The organism is Mycolicibacterium chitae, assembly GCF_900637205.1.
GTDB classification, from domain to species: Bacteria; Actinomycetota; Actinomycetes; order Mycobacteriales; family Mycobacteriaceae; genus Mycobacterium; species Mycobacterium chitae.
The window spans coordinates 2,341,114-2,361,067 of record NZ_LR134355.1; the positions used below are offsets into that span (position 1 = coordinate 2,341,114).

Annotated in this window: 17 protein-coding genes and 1 pseudogene; 4 read left to right on the forward strand and 14 right to left on the reverse strand. The window is 70.2% G+C overall.

Annotated elements, in window-relative coordinates; translation table 11 throughout:
* Positions 1-6: 6 nt before the first annotated feature.
* From EL338_RS11015 to EL338_RS11045, 7 genes are all read right to left on the reverse strand, one after another.
* Complete coding sequence (locus EL338_RS11015) at positions 7-582, reverse strand: DUF4333 domain-containing protein (RefSeq protein ID WP_126333784.1); 576 nt, start codon at positions 580-582, stop codon at positions 7-9.
* 25 nt (positions 583-607) lie between these two features.
* Positions 608-1,828 (reverse strand): DUF7373 family lipoprotein, encoded by a 1,221-nt coding sequence (locus tag EL338_RS11020; RefSeq protein WP_126333785.1) that lies wholly within the window; start codon positions 1,826-1,828, stop codon positions 608-610.
* A gap of 49 nt (positions 1,829-1,877) precedes the next feature.
* Positions 1,878-3,815, reverse strand: coding sequence for a serine/threonine-protein kinase (locus EL338_RS26845; protein WP_126336804.1), 1,938 nt, complete (start codon positions 3,813-3,815; stop codon positions 1,878-1,880).
* A gap of 2 nt (positions 3,816-3,817) precedes the next feature.
* The gene (locus EL338_RS11030) at positions 3,818-5,041 is read right to left on the reverse strand and encodes a DUF7373 family lipoprotein (RefSeq protein WP_126333786.1); all 1,224 of its coding nucleotides are present in this window, start codon (positions 5,039-5,041) and stop codon (positions 3,818-3,820) included.
* A gap of 197 nt (positions 5,042-5,238) precedes the next feature.
* On the reverse strand, positions 5,239-5,601 hold the full coding sequence (locus EL338_RS11035) for a heme-binding protein (RefSeq protein ID WP_126333787.1): 363 nt from the start codon (positions 5,599-5,601) through the stop codon (positions 5,239-5,241).
* Positions 5,602-5,728: 127 nt separating this feature from the next.
* Positions 5,729-6,799 carry a phosphotransferase gene (locus EL338_RS11040; RefSeq protein ID WP_126333788.1) on the reverse strand — a complete coding sequence of 357 codons (1,071 nt, stop codon included), beginning with the start codon at positions 6,797-6,799 and terminating at the stop codon, positions 5,729-5,731.
* The gene (locus tag EL338_RS11045; protein WP_235666506.1) at positions 6,796-7,866 is read right to left on the reverse strand and encodes an FHA domain-containing protein; all 1,071 of its coding nucleotides are present in this window, start codon (positions 7,864-7,866) and stop codon (positions 6,796-6,798) included. Before EL338_RS11045 ends, EL338_RS11040 begins: the two co-directional genes overlap by 4 nt.
* A gap of 187 nt (positions 7,867-8,053) precedes the next feature.
* On the opposite strand from EL338_RS11045, the gene EL338_RS11050 reads away from it, so the two are divergent.
* Positions 8,054-8,953 carry an FAD binding domain-containing protein gene (locus tag EL338_RS11050; RefSeq protein ID WP_126333790.1) on the forward strand — a complete coding sequence of 300 codons (900 nt, stop codon included), beginning with the start codon at positions 8,054-8,056 and terminating at the stop codon, positions 8,951-8,953.
* Positions 8,946-9,431, forward strand: a complete 486-nt coding sequence (locus tag EL338_RS11055) for a (2Fe-2S)-binding protein (RefSeq protein ID WP_126333791.1) — start codon at positions 8,946-8,948, stop codon at positions 9,429-9,431. The genes EL338_RS11050 and EL338_RS11055 overlap by 8 nt, the downstream gene beginning before the upstream one ends.
* A 135-nt stretch (positions 9,432-9,566) precedes the next feature.
* On the opposite strand, the gene EL338_RS11060 is transcribed toward EL338_RS11055, so the two are convergent.
* The 4 genes from EL338_RS11060 to EL338_RS11075 form a co-directional block, all read right to left on the reverse strand.
* The gene (locus EL338_RS11060; RefSeq protein WP_126333792.1) at positions 9,567-10,262 is read right to left on the reverse strand and encodes an SRPBCC family protein; all 696 of its coding nucleotides are present in this window, start codon (positions 10,260-10,262) and stop codon (positions 9,567-9,569) included.
* A 2-nt stretch (positions 10,263-10,264) separates the two neighbouring features.
* A complete protein-coding gene (locus EL338_RS11065; protein WP_126333793.1) occupies positions 10,265-12,643 on the reverse strand; it encodes a xanthine dehydrogenase family protein molybdopterin-binding subunit in 2,379 nt (792 codons plus the stop codon).
* A gap of 94 nt (positions 12,644-12,737) precedes the next feature.
* Positions 12,738-13,157: a nuclear transport factor 2 family protein gene (locus EL338_RS11070; RefSeq protein ID WP_126333794.1), complete on the reverse strand. Its 420-nt coding sequence runs from the start codon at positions 13,155-13,157 to the stop codon at positions 12,738-12,740.
* Entirely contained in the window at positions 13,154-14,638 is a 1,485-nt protein-coding gene (locus EL338_RS11075; RefSeq protein WP_126333795.1) for an aldehyde dehydrogenase family protein, read from the reverse strand. The genes EL338_RS11070 and EL338_RS11075 overlap by 4 nt, the downstream gene beginning before the upstream one ends.
* Before the next feature lie 291 nt (positions 14,639-14,929).
* On the opposite strand from EL338_RS11075, the gene EL338_RS11080 reads away from it, so the two are divergent.
* Together EL338_RS11080 and EL338_RS11085 are read left to right on the forward strand one after the other, a co-directional pair.
* On the forward strand, positions 14,930-15,778 hold the full coding sequence (locus EL338_RS11080; protein ID WP_126333796.1) for an aldo/keto reductase: 849 nt from the start codon (positions 14,930-14,932) through the stop codon (positions 15,776-15,778).
* Positions 15,775-16,647, forward strand: coding sequence for an SDR family NAD(P)-dependent oxidoreductase (locus EL338_RS11085; RefSeq protein ID WP_126333797.1), 873 nt, complete (start codon positions 15,775-15,777; stop codon positions 16,645-16,647). Before EL338_RS11080 ends, EL338_RS11085 begins: the two co-directional genes overlap by 4 nt.
* A gap of 1 nt (position 16,648) precedes the next feature.
* On the opposite strand, the gene EL338_RS11090 is transcribed toward EL338_RS11085, so the two are convergent.
* The 3 genes and pseudogenes from EL338_RS11090 to EL338_RS11100 all read right to left on the reverse strand — a co-directional run bounded on the left by EL338_RS11090 (position 16,649) and on the right by EL338_RS11100 (position 19,835).
* Entirely contained in the window at positions 16,649-17,095 is a 447-nt protein-coding gene (locus EL338_RS11090) for a hypothetical protein (protein WP_126333798.1), read from the reverse strand.
* Between the two features lie 151 nt (positions 17,096-17,246).
* Positions 17,247-18,284 (reverse strand): annotated as a pseudogene (locus EL338_RS11095) (serine/threonine-protein kinase); the annotation flags it as partial.
* A gap of 147 nt (positions 18,285-18,431) precedes the next feature.
* Positions 18,432-19,835, reverse strand: a complete 1,404-nt coding sequence (locus tag EL338_RS11100; RefSeq protein WP_126333800.1) for an IS1380 family transposase — start codon at positions 19,833-19,835, stop codon at positions 18,432-18,434.
* Between the last annotated feature and the right edge of the window lie 119 nt (positions 19,836-19,954).

Below are 19,954 nucleotides of genomic sequence, written 5' to 3' on the forward strand. Positions count from 1 at the left end.
GGCTCCTCAGGTGGGCGCGCCCACCCAGTAGGTGCCGCGGTCGTCGGCGAAGGTGACCTCGACCTGGCGCGGGGTGCCGTTGATGGTGGCCTCGCAGCCGAAGGTCGCGCCGGACTCGATGGTGGGATTGGCGCCGTTGTTGCAGCGGACGTCGGTCACCTCGCCCGCGCCGTAGCCGCCGGCGGTGTCGGTCAGCACGTGCCGCACGCCGTCCTGGACCGCGTTGATGTCGAGCTGTTCGGTGCGCAGGAATCCGGGCGCCCAGAACGCCATGATGCCCACCGCGATCAGCGCCGCGGCCACCACGGCGGTGACGATCGGCCCGGTGCGGCGCCGGCGGCGCGGCGGCGGACCCATCGGGAACCCCGGCGGGGGCCCATATCCACCGGGCTGCCACTGGGGTTGGCCGTAGGTGCCTGGGTAGGGGCCGGGCGGCGGCGGGTAGTAGCCGGGCGGTGGCTGAGCCGGCGGGTGCTGGCCGGGCGGGCCGGGCTGATAGGGCCCGGTCGGCGGCAGCGGCGGCTGCCAGCCCTGGGTCGGGGGCACGCTGCCGTCGGGCCACTGCGGTCCAGCGTCGTTCATCGGTCCTCCGGGTGGGTCGGGCAGGCTATTCGGCGGTCAGCATCAGGTACTGCGCGGCCGCCATCTGATGCGCATCGGCGAGTTGACCGGCCGAGACCTCGAAGACGATCTCGTCGGCCGTGCCGGTGCAGTAGAAGCGCGGCGGGGTGCCGCGGGACTTCTCGGGCGGCAGCTGCTGCAGGCATCGCGCCCCGGGCAGTCCCGGAACGGCTTCGGCGGATTCGAATCCGTTGTCCGCCATGGTCTTCGCAAACTGGTCGACGATCGAGGCGGCCCCGTCGGCGTCGCGCGCGGCGTAGGTGGTGGTGCGTCCGATCACGGCCTCGGTGACCCCGGCCTGTTCGAACACCCGCGCGTCGACGGCGGGGGCATTCGAGAACGCCAGGATGCCGTGCGCTCCGTAGCTGCCCTGGTACACCTTGCGGTCATCGGCGGGCGGCGGCAGCGTGCGGGCCACCAGGCCGGTGGCGTCCAGCGGAAGGCCGGACAGGTCCGCGACGGGGGTGGGCGCGAACCGGTCGAGCAGCGGGATCTGCTGGTCCAGGGTCGCGGCGACCGTCTCCGCGGCGGCCTCGGTGCCGCCCACCGAGATGGTCAACTGCCCCAGCACGAAGGGACCGCGCGGGGTGAACGCGAGCACCTTGGCGTTCTCCTGGCCGCCGCCTCCCCAGGTCACCGCCCGGGTGTCCGGATAGCGGGGGACGCCCGTCGGTTGGGTGGGCCGCGGAGTCTCGTCGAAGATGTTGGACACCGCGGCGCTGCGGGCATGCATGTCGGCCGCCGCGGCCTCGGCATCCTCGGGGCTGGCGAACCGCAGCACCGCGTTCTGGATGCTGCGCTGCTGCTTGCCCTGGTTATCGGCCAGCGTGGTGAAGCCGGCGACGAAGTTGTGGTCGGCCCCGGCCGGGATCGGCGCGGGGAAGGCCTTCACGACGGCCGCGGCATCCTTGATGACGCCGACGCCCATGCCGCTGCTCTTGACCAGGGCGGGATCGACCTGGAAGGGCAGCACCGTGTAATCGGCCATCCGGCGGGCTTCCACGAGGTGACCGGAGGCCCCCGCGGGGCCGAGTGCGGGCCGCGGAGTGGTGGGGTAGTTGCCGGGTTGCAGCAGGGCGGGATTGGCGGCCTGCGGATCGAAGTCCGGGTGGCGCAGCGCGGTACCGCTCACCGTGCTCGCGCACCCGCCGAGCAGCAGCGCCGCCGTCACCGTCAGCGCTGCCGAGCGCAGCTTTCGCACCGTCACCGCGGTGTCCCCCTTCCGGCGTTCGATTCGGCAGAGTCTACGGCCGCCCTCATCCGAGGCGGTCCTGCAATTGCGGTACCAGGGTGTCGTTGAGGTAGCGCGTGGCCGCCGGGCCCGCACCGGCCAGGGCGGCCACGACATCGGGTTCGTCGACGACGAGTTGAGCGCCACCGTAGGCGCTGAAGGTATCGGGCAGCCCACCGAAGGCGCCGTTGCCGGCGGCCGGATCGGTGCGCACGATCACCGCGACATCGCTGGGATAGCCGAACAGCGCGTCGGGGTGCAGCGGGATCTCCGGGGCGCCGTCGGGCCGGCCGGGCAGCTTCGAGTTGTAGGTGAAGCCCAGGCTGGTCAGGTAGGCGCCGGCCGGCGACTCGGCCAGCGCGGCCGACAGACCCGAGGAGGTGAAGTAGAACGCCGTGACGGTCTTGTCGGCGAACTCCGGGTTCTCGGCACGCAGTGCGGACTGCTCGGCGCCGAGTTCCCGGGCGACCTCGGCGGCGCGGGTGCCCTCGCCGAGAATGCCGCCGAGCCAGGACAATTGCAGCTGCGGCGTGAACGGCAGCCCGCTGGTATTGGGCCGGGTGATCGTCGGTGCGACCGCCGCGAGCCGGTCGTAGAGTTGCCGGTCGAGGCCGATGCCGGTGTCGATGATCAGGTCGGCGTGGGCCGCGGCGATGGCGGTGGGGTCGGCGGTCGCCAGGAGGGTGGGCTCGTCGTCGAAAAGTGTGCGCAGCCAACCGGGGACCGTGCCGCCGGGGGCCAGCAGCGCCACCGGTTGCACCCCCAGCGACAGCGCCGTGTCGGCGTCGCCGGGACCCAGCGCCGCGACGGCGGTGGGCCGCTGATCGAGGCGGGTGGCGCCGAAGGTGTGGGCGAACATCTGCGCCGGGTACGGGGTGCGGTCCTCGCCGCGCGGGATCAGCAGCACCGCGCTGACGACCACCGCGACCAACGCCAGCGCCCCGGCGGTCAGCCAGAGGCCGCGGCGACGGCGGCGAGGACGCCCGTGCGGCGGGCCCGGGTGGGTGTGCGGCCCGCTGTAGTACCCGCTGGGATAGGTCTGGGTGGCGTCGGTCATCCAACTCGGCGCGGGTTCGCCATAGGCCGCAGCCGGCGTGTCGGGCGGCGGTGGCGGTGGCGCCGGTTGGCCGCCGGCCAACGCCGTCTGCGCGGCGAGGGCGAGGTCGCGGGCGCTCTGGTAACGGGCGGCGGGATCCTTGGCCATCGCCGTCGCGATCACCGCGTCGAAGCCCGGCGGCACCCACGGCGCCACCTCGCTGACCCGCGGCGGCGGGCGCATGACGTGCGCCATCATCACCGCCGACATCGGCCCCACGCCCTGGAACGGGGTGCGGTCGGTGAGCATCCGAAACAGCGCGCAGCCCAACGAATACAGATCGGAGCGGTGGTCCAGCGGCCGGCCCTCCACGGCCTCGGGTGACGCGTAGGCCACCGTGGCGACCATCGATCCGGTGGCCGTCAGGCGGGTGGCGTCGTCGGCGGCGCGGGCAATGCCGAAGTCGGCGAGCAGCACCCGTTCGGCCGGCCCGGCCGGCCCGGCCAGCAGGAAGTTGGCGGGCTTGATGTCGCGGTGCAGCAGCTTGCGGGAATGGGCGTAATCGAGCGCCTTGGCGACCTCGGCGACGATGTGCACCGCGCGGGCCGGGTCCATCGGGCCGGCGTCCAGGACCGCGCCGGCGTCGGTGCCCTCGACGTACTGCATGGCCATCCACAACCGGCCGTCGTCGGTCTCACCGCGGGTGTACACCCGCACGACGTTCGGATGATCCAGTCCCGCAGCAAGATCCGCCTCCCGGCGAAACCGGGCGCGGAACTGCGGGTCGGCGGAGAACTCGGCGGACAACACCTTCAGGGCGTCGCTGCGCGGTAGCGACGGGTGCCGCGCCAGGTACACCGTCCCCATGCCGCCGGCGCCGAGTTTGCGCTCGATGGTGTATCCGGCGATCACCGTGCCGGTCGGCATGGTCACGGCGCGACCAACATCAGGTATTGCGCGGCCACCAATTGGTGTGCGTCGGCGGGCTGGGTCGAGGTCACCTCGATCAGGTACTCCTCGACCGGTGCCACGCAGTAGGTGAGCGGCCCATCGAGGATCGTCGGGTCGTCCGCGGGCGAGGTCAGGCAGCGGGCCGTGGGCATCCCGGCGATCGGCTGGGCCCGGGTGAACTTCCGGTCGGACACTTGGGCGACGAAGCCGTCGGCCAATTGGCCGGCGCCGGTGGCGTCGCGGGTCTGATAGACGTTGGCCATCGACAGCAGCATCCACTGCAGACCGACGTCGTCGAACAGCGGTTGATCGCGGACCGGGTCGTCCATGAAGTTCAGCGCAGCATGCGGGCCGTACACCCCGGAGGCATGGGCGCGCGGGCCCTCGGGGAGCACCGGCGATCGGGCGATCAGCCCGGTGGGGTCCGCCGGCAGCGCGGCGAGCTGATCCACGGCGGTGGGAACGAAGCGGTCCAACGCGGGGCGCTGTTTGTCGACGGTGGCCAGCGCCAAAGCGATTGCGTTCTCGGCCGATTTGTCCTGAGTCAGCTGCGCCAGGACATAGGGGCCGTGGGCGGTGATGGCGCGCACCGAGGTCCAGCCGCCGCCGTCGGATTGGTACAGCAGCACCTCGGGGCGGTCCTCGCGGGGGACGGCGCGCCATTGTTTCTCCGGGCTCGGATTGACCACGATCGGGTTCTGCAGCGTGGCCTCGCCCATGTCGCGCGCGGCCGCGGCGGCGTTGTCGGGGTCGGCGAACCGCAGCACGACGTTGGTGACGCGGGTCAACGAAGCCGCTCGGGTACCGGCCGAACTCTGGAATCCCGTGACGAAGTCGTGCGGGTGCACCGCGGGTGGGATCAGGGAGTTCAGGAATGTCATGCCCAACGAGTCGGGACTGACCACGGGGCCGTTGGGGACCGGCGGCACGCCGTTGAGCGTCACATCCACCTCGAAGGGCACGACCACGAACTCGGCCATCCGGCGGGCCTCCAGCAACGCGCCGGCGGCCCGGTCACCGGCGGTGCCCAGCGCCGGTCGGGGCGTGGTGAGCAGGTCGCCCGGGTCGAGCAGGGCCGTGTTCACCGTGCGGGGGTCCGCCCGCGGGTCGCGAATGGCGGTGCCGCTGTGCACCGTTGCGCAGCCGGCGAGCAGCAGCGCCACCGCGGCAGCCGCGACGGCGCGTAGCGCGCTCCGACCCATCCGCCCCCTCGTTCCTGCCGTCGCATCATCGGCCGCAGGCAAATCTACCGGTAGTTCACCTCGGAACGTGGCCGGGATCACGGCGAGCCCGACGCCCAAACGACCGATCCCCGGCGGAGGCACCCACGAGAAGGGGGCATCCGCCGGGGATCGGCTACACGACGTTGTTCGGTTGTGCGGTCAGCGAACGCCGAGGATCAGGGCAGTTCGTCGAAGGTGTCCGAGGTGCCGCAGCGGTTCTGGGCGTCGACCAAGGGGGCCCGGATGCCGGCCAGTTCGGCGGCGACCTGCGGGTTGGCCTCGAAGTACTCGTCCTGAGCCGCGGTGATGGCGGCCTTGTCGGAGCCCTCGAGATCGGTGTAGAAGGCGTTGACCTCGGGGTGGGTGAACAGGTACGCCGAGGTCGACGCGGCCACCCCGGACGCGATGCCGGCCAGGTCCGCGGCGGTGCAGTTGGGCGGCAGCGGATCGGCGGACACGGTCGGAGCGACGGCCAGGATCGCCGCGGCTGCCCCGGTGCCGATGAGCCCCACGGCGAGACGGCGGGCGATGGAAGACATAGCGGCTCCTTAGGTGTCAGGGATCGAATCGGTCGTGACGATCGGAAGTTCCGTTAGGCATTAAATCATCGTGGCCGCGATCGCACCGGAGTTGACCTCCGGGTGCGTTCCGCGCCCACCGCGGTGTTCACACCCGTTGGGCGAGCTCCCACGCGCGTTCGGCCATGGCGCGGTAGCGATTACGGAACACGTCGGTACCGGCGCGGGCATCGGCGGCGTTGCCGTCGAGTCCGCGCCGCCACACCCCGGCGACGATCGAGGCCAGCCGGAACATGGAGAACACCAGGAACACGTCCAGCGACTCGGGGATCGGTCGGTCGGCATGCTCGCAGTAGGCCGCGACGAACTCGTCCTGGCTCGGAATCCCGGTGCCGCTCAGGTCCTCACCGGCGACGCCCTCCAGACCCGTGGGCCCGGCGTCGAAGTGATAGGTCAGGCAGGTGTAGGCCAGATCGGCGAGCGGGTGACCGATGGTGGCCAGTTCCCAGTCCAGGACCGCGACGATGCGGGGTTCGGCGGGGCCGAGCAGCACGTTGCCCAGGCGGTAGTCGCCGTGGGCGATGCACGCGGGTTCGGTGTCGGGTGGGAGATGGCGCGGCAGCCAGTCGGCCAGCAGGTCCATCTGCGGCATCTCCTCGCAGCGGGCCGCCTCCCACTGCTGGGTCCACAGCGCCACCTGCCGTTCCAGGTACCCGTCGGGCCGGCCGAAGTCCGTCAATCCGGCCGCGCGCCAATCGACCCGGTGCAGCGCGGCGAGCACCCGGGCCAGATCCGCGTAGGCCGCGGCGCGCTCCTCGGGGGTGCCGTCGCGCAGCACGCGGTCCGGGAAGACCCGGCCGGGCACGTGGTCCATCACGAAAAACGCGGTGCCGAGGACGCTTTCGTCGGTGCACAGTAGTCGGGCCGGGGGCACCGGCACATCGCTGTCGGCCAGTGCGGAGATCACCCGGTATTCGCGTTCGACGGCGTGGGCGCGGGGCAGCAGCTTGCCCGGTGGCTTCTTGCGCAGCACGTACTGTCCCTCGGCGGTGGCCAGGTGATACGTCGGATTGCTCTGGCCGCCCTGGAATTGGCGGATCTGTACCTCGCCGTCGAAGCCCGGGAGGTGCTCGCGCAGATACCGGGCCAGCGCGGTCTCGTCGAGGCGGTGGGCCGGTAGCACCGGCACCAGTTCGGCTTCGCCACCCGGCGCGGTCATGAGGCCTCCAGTTCGGTGAGCAGTGCGGCGATCGCCGATTCGGCCAGCGCCGGCAACGGCTGGTCGGCCTCGGCGGCCTCGATGAGGTTCACCGACAGCCCGGCCGCCAGCGCCGCGTCCTCGGCGGTGAGGCTGGTTCGGTGCCGAGCGGCGAACAGGCGTTGTCCCACCGAGGCTTTCGGCGTGGCCGCCACCCTGAGCATCAGGTCGTCGTAGCGGCGGCGCACCCCGCCGAGCGCGATGACCAGCGCGGGCGCGCCGGGCGCGTTGCGCGCCGCCTCGCCGGCGACCGCGCGCAGGTTACGCAGATCCGACAGGATGGCGCCGGCCGCGGAGTGGTACTCGGGTGCGCTCGGGTCCGGCAGTGCGGCGATCGCGGTGTCGACGCTCTTGAGCGCCAGTTGGATGGTCTGGGCGATCAGCGGTGAGGCCACCGAGGTCGAGATCACCTGCGTGGCTTCCTCATCGGGGGAGGGGGCGCCCTGCCGGATCCCGGAGATGGCGCCCGGCGGCCACTGCAGCACCTGTTCGAGCTTGGCGCGGGTGCTCTCGTGCGGCCAGCTGCGGCCCTTCTCGAAGGAGATCAGCGCCCCGGCGTTGATGATCTTGTCGCGCGCCAGGCCGCGCTGGGTGAGTTCGAGTTCGCGTCGGCGCGCCGCGACCGCCGCGCCGGCCCGGGCGATGCCGGGGTCGACGGGCTCCTCGGTGGTGGTTTCCTCCGACCCGGTGTCATCGCCGAGGTACAACTGGACCGCGAAGCCGTCGGCGTCGCCGAGCTTGAGCGTCATCCGGTCGGCGACGGGGATCGATTCGTGGCGGACCCCGTCGACGAACATGCCGTTGCGGCTGCTGTCGACGGCGACCCAGCCGCCGCCCTCCGGGCGCAGCCGGACGTGGGTGCGCGACATCCAGCCGAAGTTGAAATGGAGGCTCGAGTCGGGGTCGCGACCGATGGTGATCTCGCCGTCGGCAGGATCGGCGGACCGGGTCAGCCCGCCGCAGCGCACGGTCAGCCTCGGCGGGCTCGCGGGGTCGGGATTGGCTGCTCCGATCTCCGCGGAGTCCATCGTCGCCACGCCCTCCTGCTACATCATCGCTACGTCTTCGGGATTCCAGGCGAGCATAGCGCAGGATAACTGTTGCGCTGCTACATTTTGTTGATCGGTCGACCAGTGATGGCGATCACCAGGCCGTGCTCTAAACTGAGCGAGTGCACAGCAGCCCTGTACGCCCCCGGGTTTCAGGAGGGCATTCATGAAACCAGCCCCATTCGCCTACCACCGCCCGCACGATCTGGAAGACGTGCTCGCCCTGCTCGACGAGCTGGGTGAGGACGCCAAGATCCTCGCCGGCGGGCAAAGCCTGACGCCGATGCTGGCGTTACGCCTGACGTTCTTCGAGAACCTGGTGGACATCTCCCGCCTCGCCGAACTCCAAGGCGTCGAACGCCGCGGCGACACCGTGTGGGTGGGTGCCGGAACCACCCACGCCGCCGTCGGCGTCGACGAGGTGGTGCGCGCCGACGTCCCGCTGCTCAACCGGGTGACCCCGCTGATCGGTCATTTCCAGATCCGCAACCGGGGCACGCTCGGCGGGGCGGTGGCCCACGCCGACCCGGCCGGCGAGTATCCGACGACCGCGCTGACGCTGGACGCCGTGATCGAGGCGACGTCCTCGTCGGGGCGCCGCGAGATTCCCGCCACCGAGTTCTTCACCGGGCTGTGGGAGACCACGCTGGCGCCCGGCGAGGTGCTCACCGCCGTCGGTTTCCCGGTGTGGGGCGGTCGCAGCGGCTTCGCGGTCCATGAATTCGCGCGCCGCCACGGCGATTTCGCGATCGCCGGCGCCACCGTCGCCACCGAGATCGACGACGACGACCGGGTGCGGCGCTGCAACATCGGGCTGCTGGGCCTGGGCTCCACGCCGCGGCGCGCCCGCGAGGCCGAACAGGCCGCGGTCGGCCGCGCACTGTCCGATCTGCAGACGCCCGCGGCCGCCGAAGAACTGGGCCGGCTGGCGATGCGCGGACTCGACGACATCCCCGCCGATCAGCAGGGGTCGGTGTCCTACCGCACCCGCGTGGGCGCCGCGATGGTGTCGCGGGCCATCACCGATGCCGTCACCGAGGCCAGCAGGGAGAACGCATATGCATGAGCACATCGTCGAGATGACCGTCAACGGCCGCGAGGTGGAGTCCGTGGTCGAGCCGCGAATGACGTTGGCGGACTTCGTTCGTGAGCGCTGCGGCCTGACCGGTACGCACCTGGGCTGCGAGCATGGCTCCTGCGGTGCGTGCACCGTGCTGCTCGACGGGGTCGCGGTGCGCGGCTGCCTGGTCTTCGCCGTGCAGGCCGACGGCAAGGAGGTGTCCACGGTCGAGGGAGTGGCCGCCGCCGACGGTGAACTGTCGCCCGTGCAGGCCGCGATGCGCGAATGCCACGGGTTGCAGTGCGGGTTCTGCACGCCGGGCTTCGTCATGTCGATCACCGCGATGCTCCGGGAGAATCCGAACCCCTCCGACGAGGAGATCCGCGAGGGCCTGTCCGGCAACTTCTGCCGCTGCACGGGCTATCAGGGCATCGTGAATGCGGTCCATCAGGTGGTCGAGGCGGGCGACGCGCAGCGCGTCTGACGCCGCGGGGCGGCCCCAAGCCGCGGCGCCACAAGGCGGTGACCACAAGGCGGTGACCACAAGGCGGTGACCACAAGGCGATGAGGGCGGAGATTCTCGCGAATCTCCGCCCTCAGGCAATTTCGGTCCCGCGGGTCAGCCGAGTCCGGCCCCCGGCGGCAGCACCACGACCAAGGGCTGGCGCGAGCGCCGACCGCCGAACAACAGCCCGAGCGCCAGGCCCGCCACCAGGCCGGCGGCAACCGGCAGCGCACGCTTGGCCATCGGCGCCGCGATCACCGAGAGCAGATCCAGCGAGGCGGCGTCGTCGTCATGGGTATTCGGTTGGGCCGCAGCGGCCGTCGCACCGGCGGGTGCCGACGAAAGCGATGCGGCCGGCGCGGGGGAGGTGCCGGCGAGGTCGGCCTCGAGGCGCGCGGCGAACTGGTCGATGAGCTTGCCGGCCACATCGGCGAGCACCCCGCGGCCGAACTGCGCGGCCTTGCCCGAGATGGTCAGATCGGTGGTCAGCACGCAGGTGCAGGAGTCGCCCTCGTCCTTGAGTTCGGCGGTGACCAGCGCGGCGGCGTTGCCCTGGCCGCGGGTCTCCTTGCCGCTGGCCTTGATCACCGCGCGGTGGGCCTGCTCGTCCTTCTCCTTGAACGCCGCGTTGCCCTGGTACTGCACGGTGATGGGGCCGACCTTCACCTTCACCGCGCCGGTGAACGCGTCGCCGTCGACCGACAGCAACTGGGCGCCGGGGATGCACGGCGCGATACGCTCGACATCGGTCAGCACTTCCCAGGCCTGGTCGATGGGCACGGGAACGCGAAACTCGTTGACCAACTCCACTTTTACTGTCCTTCGCTTCCGGTGTTCTGGGCGGCCTCTTCGATCGCCGCGACGATCGTGGCCGGGGTGGCGGGCATCTTCGTGATGGTGACGCCCAGCGGGGCCAACGCGTCGTTGATGGCGTTGATGACCGCCGGCGGGGAACCGATGGCCCCACCCTCGCCGCAGCCCTTGTAGCCGCCGACCCCCGGGCCGGGGATCTCGACGTGGCCGAACTCGATGCTGGGCACCTCGGTGGCCGTCGGCAGCAGGTAGTCGACGAACGTCGACGACAGCGGGTTGCCGTCGGCGTCGTAGGCCTGATGCTCGAGCAGCGCGCCACCGATGCCCTGCACCGTGCCGCCCGCGACCTGCCCCTCGACGACGTTCGGGTTGATCATCGGCCCGACATCCTCGCTGACGATGTAGCGGGTCAGCGTCACGTGGCCGGTGACGACGTCGACCTCGCAGGTGCAGGCGTGAGTCGCGTTGGCCCAGTGGATCATTGCCGTCGGCGGGGAGGCGAACCGCGCCGTGGCCTCCAGCAGCGCGGAGGTGCCCGGGGGCAGCTGGGCCGGGTCGTAGTAGGCGCGGTAGGCGATGTCGGCGAAGCTCACGCTCTTGCTGTCGTCGCCGGCCACGACGGCTTTCGAGTTCGCCAATTCGATCTCGCCGGCCTCGACGCCCAGGATCGATGCGGCGATCGCGGTCACCTGCTTGCGCAGGATGGTGCCGGCCTCCTCGACGGCGCCGGCGGTCATGGGGCCGCTGCGGCTGCCCTGGGTGCCCGCCCCGTAGGGGGTCACCGCGGTGTCGCCCTGGATGGTCGACACATCCTCGATGTCGGCGCCCAGGGCGTCGGCGGTCAACTGCACGACGGTGGTCTCGAGGCTGTTGCCGGTCGAGCCGCCGTTGACGTAGACGTTGATCTTGCCGGTGGACTCCATCCGGATGGTCGCGCCCTCGGTGCCGAGGTGGCCGGTGGCCGCGCCGGTGGGCTCGATGTAGGCGGAGAAGCCGAGACCGATGTAGCGGCCCTGCTCGAGGGCCTCGCGCTGCTCCTTGCGGAAGCCCTCGTGGTCGAGGATCTTCACGGCTTGTTCGAACGTGTCGGCCGGGGCGACGTGGTCGTAGGGCATGCCGTTGGGGTTGAAGTACGGCATCTCGTCGCCGCGCAGGATGTTGCGGCGCCGCAGTTCCACCGGGTCCATGTCCATCTGGCGGGCGGCGATGTCGAGCAGGATTTCCCGCGACAACGTCTCGTACTGCCACGGACCGCGGTAGGCCGCCAGCCCGGCGGTGTTCGAGAACACCGTCTGATAGTTGAAGCTGCACTTGGGAACCCGGTACGGGCCGGGGAAGAACATGCCGATGGCCGCGGTGGTCAGCACCGGGTATGGCGTCGGGTAGGCGCCGATGTCCTGCACGAAATCGATGTCGCCGGCCAGGATCGCGCCGTCGTCGTCGAAGGCCAACCGCACCTTGCCGTCGACGTGCCGGGCCTGGCCGGCCGTCATCAGGTTCTCCCGACGATCCTCGATCCACTTCAGCGGGCCCGGCACCTTGCGCGCGGCCAGCAGGATGCACATGTCCTCGCGCATCGGCACGACCTTCTGGCCGAAGCCTCCGCCGGTGTCGCGCATGATCACCCGCACGTTCTGCGCCGGCAGACCCAGCAGGCGGGCCGCGAACGCGCGCAACTCGTGCGGGGCCTGGGTGGACGCCCAGACCGTCAGTTCGCCCGGGGCGGCCTGCCACTCGACCACCAACCCGCGGGTCTCCATCGGCACCGGCACGTAGCTCTGCTGATAGATGTGCGCCTGGGCGACATGGGCCGCGCCGGCGAACAGTTCCTCGTCCGGCGGCATGCCGGCCATCCCGCCGGCCTGGTTGTCCGGATACTGCTCGTGCACGATGTGACCGTGCTCGGTGGCCGCCTGGACGGCCTTCGTGAAGTCGGCGACGGGCGGCATGGGCTCGTAGTCGACGTCGACGAGTTCCAGCGCGTCCTCGGCGACGTAACGGTCCTCGGCGATCACGATGGCCACCGGGTCGCCGACGAACTTCACCTCGGCCTCGGCCAGCGGCGGGCGCGGGGTGTCGGGAACGTCCTTGCCCGCCACCGCATGCCAGGCCTCGAGCACGTCGGGGTTGATGTCCTCGGCGGTGAGCACCGCGATGACTCCCGGGTGCGCCAGCGCGGCGGTGGCGTCGATCTTGTTGACCTTGGCGCGGGCGAACGGGCTGCGGACGAAACAGGCGTGCAGCATGCCCGGCCGCGTGACGTCGTCGACGAAGGTGCCGTGCCCCGTCAGCAGTCGGTTGTCCTCCACGCGTGGTACTCGCCGGCCGGCATACCGGCTGGCCGGCCGGGAGTCGGTCTCGAGAGCGGTGTCAGCCATCGGCAATCGTCCCCATTTCGTCACGCAGCGGGCTGCGCTGCTAAGCACTCGCTCAGCAGCGTACTAGCTGGGTTTCGGTCAGTACAGGACTGGCTCAGCCGCCCGGGCGGTTGGTGAACCAGATGTTCTCTTCGCGCAGGTTGCGGCTGCGCCAGCCGTCCGGGGTGCGCACCAGTTCGTGGTGGTAGTAGCCACCGCACGCGCTGGTTTCGGCCATCCCGGGCAGTTGCATGGGGTTGTAGAACATGGCCCGCACCCGGGCGGTGTCGCCGTCGGAGTCGAGTATCTCGACGTTGGTGATGTAGTGCATGCTCCACGGCAGCACCCCGAAATTGGCCGCGAACCACTCCACCACCTCCTCGCGGTTCCCGACGACGGCACCGGCCGAGCTGTAGTCGATGTGCGCATCGGCGGTGAACACCGAGCGGTACAACTCCCAGTCCTTGCTGTCGACCGCGCGGGCGTAGCGGTTGAGCAGCGCGGTGATCTCGGCGATCTCGGCGGTCTGGCTCATTCGGGCATGCCGATGGTCTTGATCGCGAGGTACTCCTGGTAGCCGTGGGTGCCGTTGCGGTAGCCCAGACCGGACTGCTTGGTGCCGCCGAAGGGGGAGTCGATGCCGAAGTGGCTCTTGCCGTTGATCGTGACGTTGCCGGTGCGCATCCGGGTGGCCACCGAGAACGCGCGGTCGACATCGGCGCTGGAGACCTCGCCGGAGAGCCCGTAGATGGTGTTGTTGGCGATCGCGACCGCGTCGTCGTCGGTGTCATACGGCGTGACGGTCAGGACCGGGCCGAAGATCTCCTCCTGGGCGATCTGAGAATCCGGGTCGACGTCGACCAGCAGCGTGGCCTCGGTGTAGTAGCCGACGGGCAGCGCCTCGGGAATCCCGCCGCCGGTGACCAGCCGCGCCCCGGCATCGATGCCGGATTTGATCAGCCCGAGCACCTTCTGCCGCTGGGTCTCGCTGATCTGCGGGCCCTGCATGTTGCCCGGCGTCCAGGGATCACCGACCGGGAAGTTGGCCATGCTGGTCTTGAGGATCTCGATGCCCTCCTCGTAGCGCGAGCGCGGCAGCAGGATGCGGCTGGGCAGGATGCAGCTCTGCCCGGACATGACGCAGGCCATCATCGCCGCCAGCGGCAGCGAGGAATTGAAGTCGGCGTCGTCGAGCACGATGTGGGCCGACTTGCCGCCGAGTTCCAGCAGCGTCTTCTTCACCGTCGGGGCACCGGCGGCCAGGATGGCCCGGCCGGTGGCCGTCGAGCCGGTGAAGGTGATCATGTCGACCCGCGGGTCGGCGGAAAGGGCGGCGCCGACCTCGTTGGCGTTCGAGGTCACGACGTTGAAGACCCCGGCGGGGATGTCGGTCTCCTCGGCGACGATGCGGCCGAGTTCGCTGCCCGACCACGGGGTGAGTTGCGCGGGCTTGAGGACGACGGTGTTGCCGGCCATCAGCGCCGGGATGGTCTCGGCGATGTTGAGGTAGAAAGGCACGTTCCACGGAGTGATCGCCCCCACCACGCCGACGGGCTCATAGTGCAGCTTGCGCCGGGCCGGGCCCAGGGGAGTTTCGTGCACGCCGTTGTCGACGAGGTAGTCGAAGTCCCGACCGTGCTCGGCCCAGTGCTTGACCTCGGCGATGGGGCTTTCGATCTGGCTGCCGCTGACCGTGACCGGACAGCCGACCTCGGTGATCAGGATGCGCCGCAGCCGCTCCTGGTTCTTTTCCAGCGCCGCGTGCAACTGCATCAGGCAGTTGAAGCGGAAGTCCTTGTCCCGGGACCAGTCGGTCTCGTCGAACGCGCGCCGTGCCGCACCGACCGCGCGCGCCATGTCCTCGACCGTGCCGTCGGTCGCGGTCCCGGCGACCTGCTCGCTGGCCGGGTGGATCACATCGAACGTGGCGCCGCCGGCCGTCTCGGTCAGCTCTCCGTCGATCAGCATGCGCGGCTCGCCCGCCAACACGCCGGTCTCGTTCTGCACACTCGTCATCGTCGACACCCTCACAAGCACTCGGAAACGTGGTTACTGAGACAGCTTTACAGAGATTGTCGACTATGTCACCCACGTCCGGGTGTCGAAATGCCCAACGAAAAAGCCGCCGAGCGCGAGGCTCGGCGGCCGCCGGACGGTGTCGGTCACGCCTCTCGGCGAGTGGTCGCTCGTGGCGACGGTTTCTGATGGGGCCCGGGGGATCCGGCACCGTCGCTGGGTGTAACCAGGTGAACACCCGCGGTATTCCCGCATAGGGTTGCGGGTGGACCCCTGAGCCCTGGAGGCACGATGAGCACCGTCCCGACCGTCACCCTCAACGACGGGTCGCAGATCCCGCAGCTTGGCTTCGGCGTGTACGAGATCCCGCCGGCGCAGACCGCGACCGCGGTGCGCCAGGCCCTCGAGATCGGCTACCGCCACATCGACACCGCCCAGATGTACGGCAACGAGGCGGGGGTGGGGCAGGGGATCCGCGACGCCGGGCTGGACCGCAGCGAGGTCTACGTGACCAGCAAGCTGAACAACTCGAACCACGAACCCGACACCGCCCGAAGATCTTTCGATGCCACCCTGGCCGCCCTGGGCAGCGAGTACGTCGACCTGTTCCTGATCCACTGGCCGCTGCCCACCCGCTACGGCGGGGACTTCCTGTCCACCTGGAAGGTGCTCGAGGAGTTCGCCGCCAGTGGCCGCGCGCGCAGCATCGGCGTCTCGAACTTCCTGCCAGCGCACCTCGAGGTGTTGGCCAAGGGTTCGCAGACCGTGCCCGCGGTGAACCAGATCGAGGTCCACCCGTACTACCCCAACGACGAGGTGCGCGCCTACGGCCTGGAACACGAGATCGCCACGGAGGCTTGGGCGCCGATCGCCAAGGGGCGGGTGCTCGGCGACCCGACGATCACCGCCATCGCCGAGCGCCTGGGCAAGACGCCGGCCCAGGTGGTGCTGCGCTGGCACATCCAGCGCGGCGACATCGTCTTCCCGAAATCGGTCTCGCCGCAACGGATGAAGGAGAACACCGGCCTGTTCGACTTCGCCCTCGACGGGCAGACCATGGCCGACATCAGCGGGCTGGACAAGGGCGTCCCGGGCCGGCTGGGCCCCGATCCCGACACCTTCGACTGGATCCCGGAATGAGCGAACCGCGGCTGGACGGACGCTCGGCCGTCGTCGTCGGCGGCACCCGGGGCATCGGACGGGCGGTCAGCGAGTTGCTGGCCGCCCTCGGCGCGGCGGTGACGGTCAACGGCCGCGACGAGACCGCGGTGCAGCAGAGCGTGGCCGCCATCCGCGAGCCCGGGCACACCGCCGCCGGTTTCGCCGGCTCCCCCTCGGACGAGGGCACCGCCGCGGCGCTGGTGGACGCCGCCGCGGTCGCCCACGGCGAACCCGACATCCTGGTCAACTGCGCCGGCATCGCCGAACCCGTGGCCTCGTCGATCCTGAGCGTCACCGGCGCGCAGTTCCAGGAGCTCATCGACGCCCACCTGGGCACCGTCTTCCACACCTGCCGGGCCATCGCGCCGCGAATGGTCGCCCGCGGCGCCGGGGCGATTGTCAACACCAGCTCGTTCGCCTTCCTCGGCGACTACGGCGGCACCGGCTACCCGGCCGGCAAGGGCGCGGTCAACGGCCTGACCATGGCGATCGCGGCCGAACTTGCCGAGCACGGGGTGCGGGCCAACGTGGTGTGCCCGGGCGCCAAGACCCGGCTGTCGACCGGACCCGACTACGAACAGCAGATCACCGACCTCAATCGGCGGGGCCTGCTCGACGACGCCTCGACGCACGGCGCCCGCGATGTGGCGCCGCCGGAGTATGTCGCGCCGCTGTACGCCTATCTGGTCAGCGACCTCGCCTCAGCGGTGAGCGGGCAGATCCTGATCGGCGCGGGCGGCTTCGTGGGCCGTTTCGACCGGCCCACCCCCACGCTGCTCGGCTATCGCGATCACCACGACACGGCGCCGTGGACGCTGGCCGAGCTGCACGGCATGGTCGGCGGCTGAGTCAGCCGACCGGCCGCGGCGTGACGGTCACGGTGCCCGCGCCGGGCGTGGGACGCTGGGCCCCGCCCTGCTGGCCCTGGTCGGCGGGCATCGACGGGTTGCTGCCGGCGACGCCGCCGGGCATCGAACCGCCGGGCGGCACCAGGCGGTGGGTGTTGGGCGCGTCGGGCCGCTCCTGGCCGGGGGCCAGGTTGCAGTCCAGCCGCAGCCGCTGCGCGCCCTTGCCGGAGGACTCCTGGGCGATCACCACGCACTGCGACTGGGGCAGGTCGTTGCCGATCGAGCCGCCGAAGATGGCCCGGTAACCCTGGTTCTTCAGCACGGCCACGGCCTTGCCGTAGGGCTCGCCGGTGACGTCGGGCGGGGCCGCGTTGGCCTGGGTGGCACCCACCACCGCCATCGAGACGGCGGCACTGACACCGACGGCGAACAGGGCAAGCTTCTTCACGCACGACCTCCAAACGGTTCTGCGGAGTGAAGATATCGCAGTTGGGACACCTGTGAAACTTATGGACTCATCGCCGCCGGGCGGCGAAGTGTTTCACGCGGCGTTCGCTCGCCGTGCCGTTCATCGGATGTTCGTCGCCGCGTCAGCCGGGGGTTTCGCTGGTGGTCGGGTGGGTGGGCCCGGCCTCCCGCACACCGATGAACTCCCCGGCGGCGAACGCCACGGCCACCAGTAGCAACACCGCCAGCACCAGGGGGACCAGCACGGTCGGGCGCAGCCACGACGGCCGCGAACCGGACGCCTGCCGATGCGAGTGCGGGGCGCTGACCGCGAGGGCGGGGGCGGTCGGTTCGGTGCCCAGCTGGTGGCCGAGGGCGCGCGCGAAATCCACGCACCGGTCGAACCGCTGCGCCGGATCCTTCGACAGCGCCTTGGACAGCGCGGGGTCGAGGTGGGCGAGGTCGGGCCGGCGGGCTGCCAACTTCGGCGGCGAGGCGGTCAGGTGCTGGCTGATGACCACCGCGGGGTTGGAGTGCTGGAACGGCGGACCGCCGGTGAGCAGATGGAACGCGGTGGCGGCCAGCGCGTACTGGTCGGCGCGGCCGTCCAGCTTGGCGCCCATCAACTGTTCGGGGGCCGCATAGGAGACGGTGCCGACGGTCATGTTGGTGGCGGTCAGGCTGCTGGTGTCGTCATCGCGGCGGGCGATCCCGAAGTCCGCCAACAGGATCCGCTGATCGGGTGTGCCCGGGTGGGCGATCAGGATGTTGGCCGGCTTCACGTCGCGGTGCAGCAGATGACGGTCGTGCGCGTAGTCGAGGGCGTCGGCGACCGCGGAGATGATCCCGGCCACCTCGGCCGGCGGCAGCCCCTGCGGATGCCCGGCGATCATCGCGGCGGCGTCGGTGCCCTCGACGTAGTCCATCGAGATCCACAACCTGCCGTCGTGGTCGCCGCGGTCGTGCACCCCGACGATGTGGGGATGCCACAGGCTCGCGACCACGTCGGCCTCCCGGTCGAACCGCTCCCGGTACTCGCGGTCGTCGGCGGCCGCGGCGGTCAGCACCTTCAGTGCATCGTGGCGGGCCAGTCGCGGATGGTGGGCGAGATAAACCTCACCCATCCCCCCGGCGCCCAGGGGGCGGATGATCGTATAGCCCGCGAACTCGGCACCGCCGGATAACGGCATGACGGCAGCCTAAGCCTCGATCCGTGGACTGAAGTGGTTGATGTGTCTGTTGTGGCTGTTTTTCGGTCTGCAGGGGTGTGAGCACGAGGTAGTCGCTGGTCTGTCCAGCTTTTCCTGTGGTTTTCTGGTCGGGCCTCTCGGCGGTGGTCAGGCGGGGGTGGCTGCTGGTGGGCTGTAGCCGATGGTGTTGCGCCACAGTGCCAGCCACTGGTCTGTCCACGGCCAATGTGTTGGTAGGTGCAAGATCGGTCGGCGTTGGGGCCGGGCCAGCCGGGCCGCGACGTTGACGATTGTGCGGCGCAAGGTGGCCCCGCGGGCCACCGCGTGGGTTCCTCCGGCGAGTACGCCGGCGGCGCGCAGCAGGTTGTGGGCGATAGCCGCGCACAGGATCCATGCTGAGTTCGCGGCGAAGTGTCCTGAGGGCATGTGGGCCAGGGGTCCGTCGATCAGATCTGAGAACACGGTCTCGATGATCGCGTGGCGGCGGTGAGTGATATCAGCGGCATCGATGGGTTCGCCGGAGTCGGTGAAGAACGGGTGATACCGCCACACCGGGAACAACGCGTCGGGGTAGCGGGCGTCTTTGACGCGGCGCACGATCAGGCGGGCGGTGATCGGGGTTTCGGTGGAACTGAAGGCGGTGTAGCCGATTTCGGCGACTTCGGCATCGGAGATCCAGACACCGGTGTCGGGGTCGCGGACCGCACCCGGGTAGGACACGGGGGTCCAGGCGTTCTCGGGGATCGACTCGATCGCCGCAGCCACGGTTGTTGTTTTGTTCAGCACCAGCGAGAACCGGGCTCCGGCGCGGCGGGCGGCCGCGGCCACGGTGCTGGTGCCGTAGGCGGAGTCGCCGCGGACCAGGATCTGGCCACTGACTCCGGCCCCGCGGGCGGTCGCCACGGCCGCAGCGATCATGCTCGCTGCGCCCTTGCCAGAGTTGGTCTTTCCGGCCCGCAGTCGGGCTCCGGTGATCACCGGAGCGCCGTGGTCGGTGCTCAGGGTGGTCACCAACGGTGAGAGACCTTTGCGCAAGATCTGTTTCCCGGCGATCTTGGTGTGTCCGTAGGAAGCGCCCTGTTTGGCGTGACCATAGACCGGGCGCAGCAGCGAGTCGATGTCGATGTATGCCCGTTCGTGAGCACCGGGCAGCAGTGGCACTCGCTCGCAGAGTGCGCCCAGGTGTTCTCCCAGCACACCATCGAGTTGGCGAGCGTGACCGAAGGTGAACTCCCGCAGCAAAGTTCCGATCGTGGATGGCGCATACACACTGTCGAAGAGCGTTTTCATCCCGCCGCAGCGCACGATGTCGAGGTCATCGATGCTGTCTGCACCGGCGCACATCCCGGCGATCAGCGTGCTCAGCTTGGGTGACGGATTGGCCGCACCAGATTTGATCCGCTCGCAGGTGAACCGAACCTTGCGTTCCAGCAGCGCCGTCAGTCCGCACTGCTCCGCCAAGGTCATCACCGGCACAAGCCCAGCGCACGACACGAGATGGGCATCGTCGAACACTGCCGAGGACACGGCGAACCTATGGGACACTTGCACTGGAAGTGCCTTTCTGAACCGGTCTGATTGATGCCTAGAGAACACCAATCATCCCAGCTCAAGGGGCACTTTCCTCGTTCCGACACTCACTGACCAGCCAATTCATCAGTGGATCGAGG

Coding starts and splice junctions, on each gene's coding strand:
- EL338_RS11070 (WP_126333794.1), bottom strand. CDS start 13,157: ATGAGCCAGACCGCCGAGATCGCCGAGATCACCGCGCTGCTCAACCGC.
- EL338_RS11030 (WP_126333786.1), bottom strand. CDS start 5,041: ATGGGTCGGAGCGCGCTACGCGCCGTCGCGGCTGCCGCGGTGGCGCTG.
- EL338_RS11045 (WP_235666506.1), bottom strand. CDS start 7,866: ATGGACTCCGCGGAGATCGGAGCAGCCAATCCCGACCCCGCGAGCCCG.
- EL338_RS11050 (WP_126333790.1), top strand. CDS start 8,054: ATGAAACCAGCCCCATTCGCCTACCACCGCCCGCACGATCTGGAAGAC.
- EL338_RS11015 (WP_126333784.1), bottom strand. CDS start 582: ATGAACGACGCTGGACCGCAGTGGCCCGACGGCAGCGTGCCCCCGACC.
- EL338_RS11065 (WP_126333793.1), bottom strand. CDS start 12,643: ATGGCTGACACCGCTCTCGAGACCGACTCCCGGCCGGCCAGCCGGTAT.
- EL338_RS11085 (WP_126333797.1), top strand. CDS start 15,775: ATGAGCGAACCGCGGCTGGACGGACGCTCGGCCGTCGTCGTCGGCGGC.
- EL338_RS11055 (WP_126333791.1), top strand. CDS start 8,946: ATGCATGAGCACATCGTCGAGATGACCGTCAACGGCCGCGAGGTGGAG.
- EL338_RS11040 (WP_126333788.1), bottom strand. CDS start 6,799: ATGACCGCGCCGGGTGGCGAAGCCGAACTGGTGCCGGTGCTACCGGCC.
- EL338_RS11035 (WP_126333787.1), bottom strand. CDS start 5,601: ATGTCTTCCATCGCCCGCCGTCTCGCCGTGGGGCTCATCGGCACCGGG.
- EL338_RS11075 (WP_126333795.1), bottom strand. CDS start 14,638: ATGACGAGTGTGCAGAACGAGACCGGCGTGTTGGCGGGCGAGCCGCGC.
- EL338_RS11080 (WP_126333796.1), top strand. CDS start 14,930: ATGAGCACCGTCCCGACCGTCACCCTCAACGACGGGTCGCAGATCCCG.
- EL338_RS26845 (WP_126336804.1), bottom strand. CDS start 3,815: ATGCCGACCGGCACGGTGATCGCCGGATACACCATCGAGCGCAAACTC.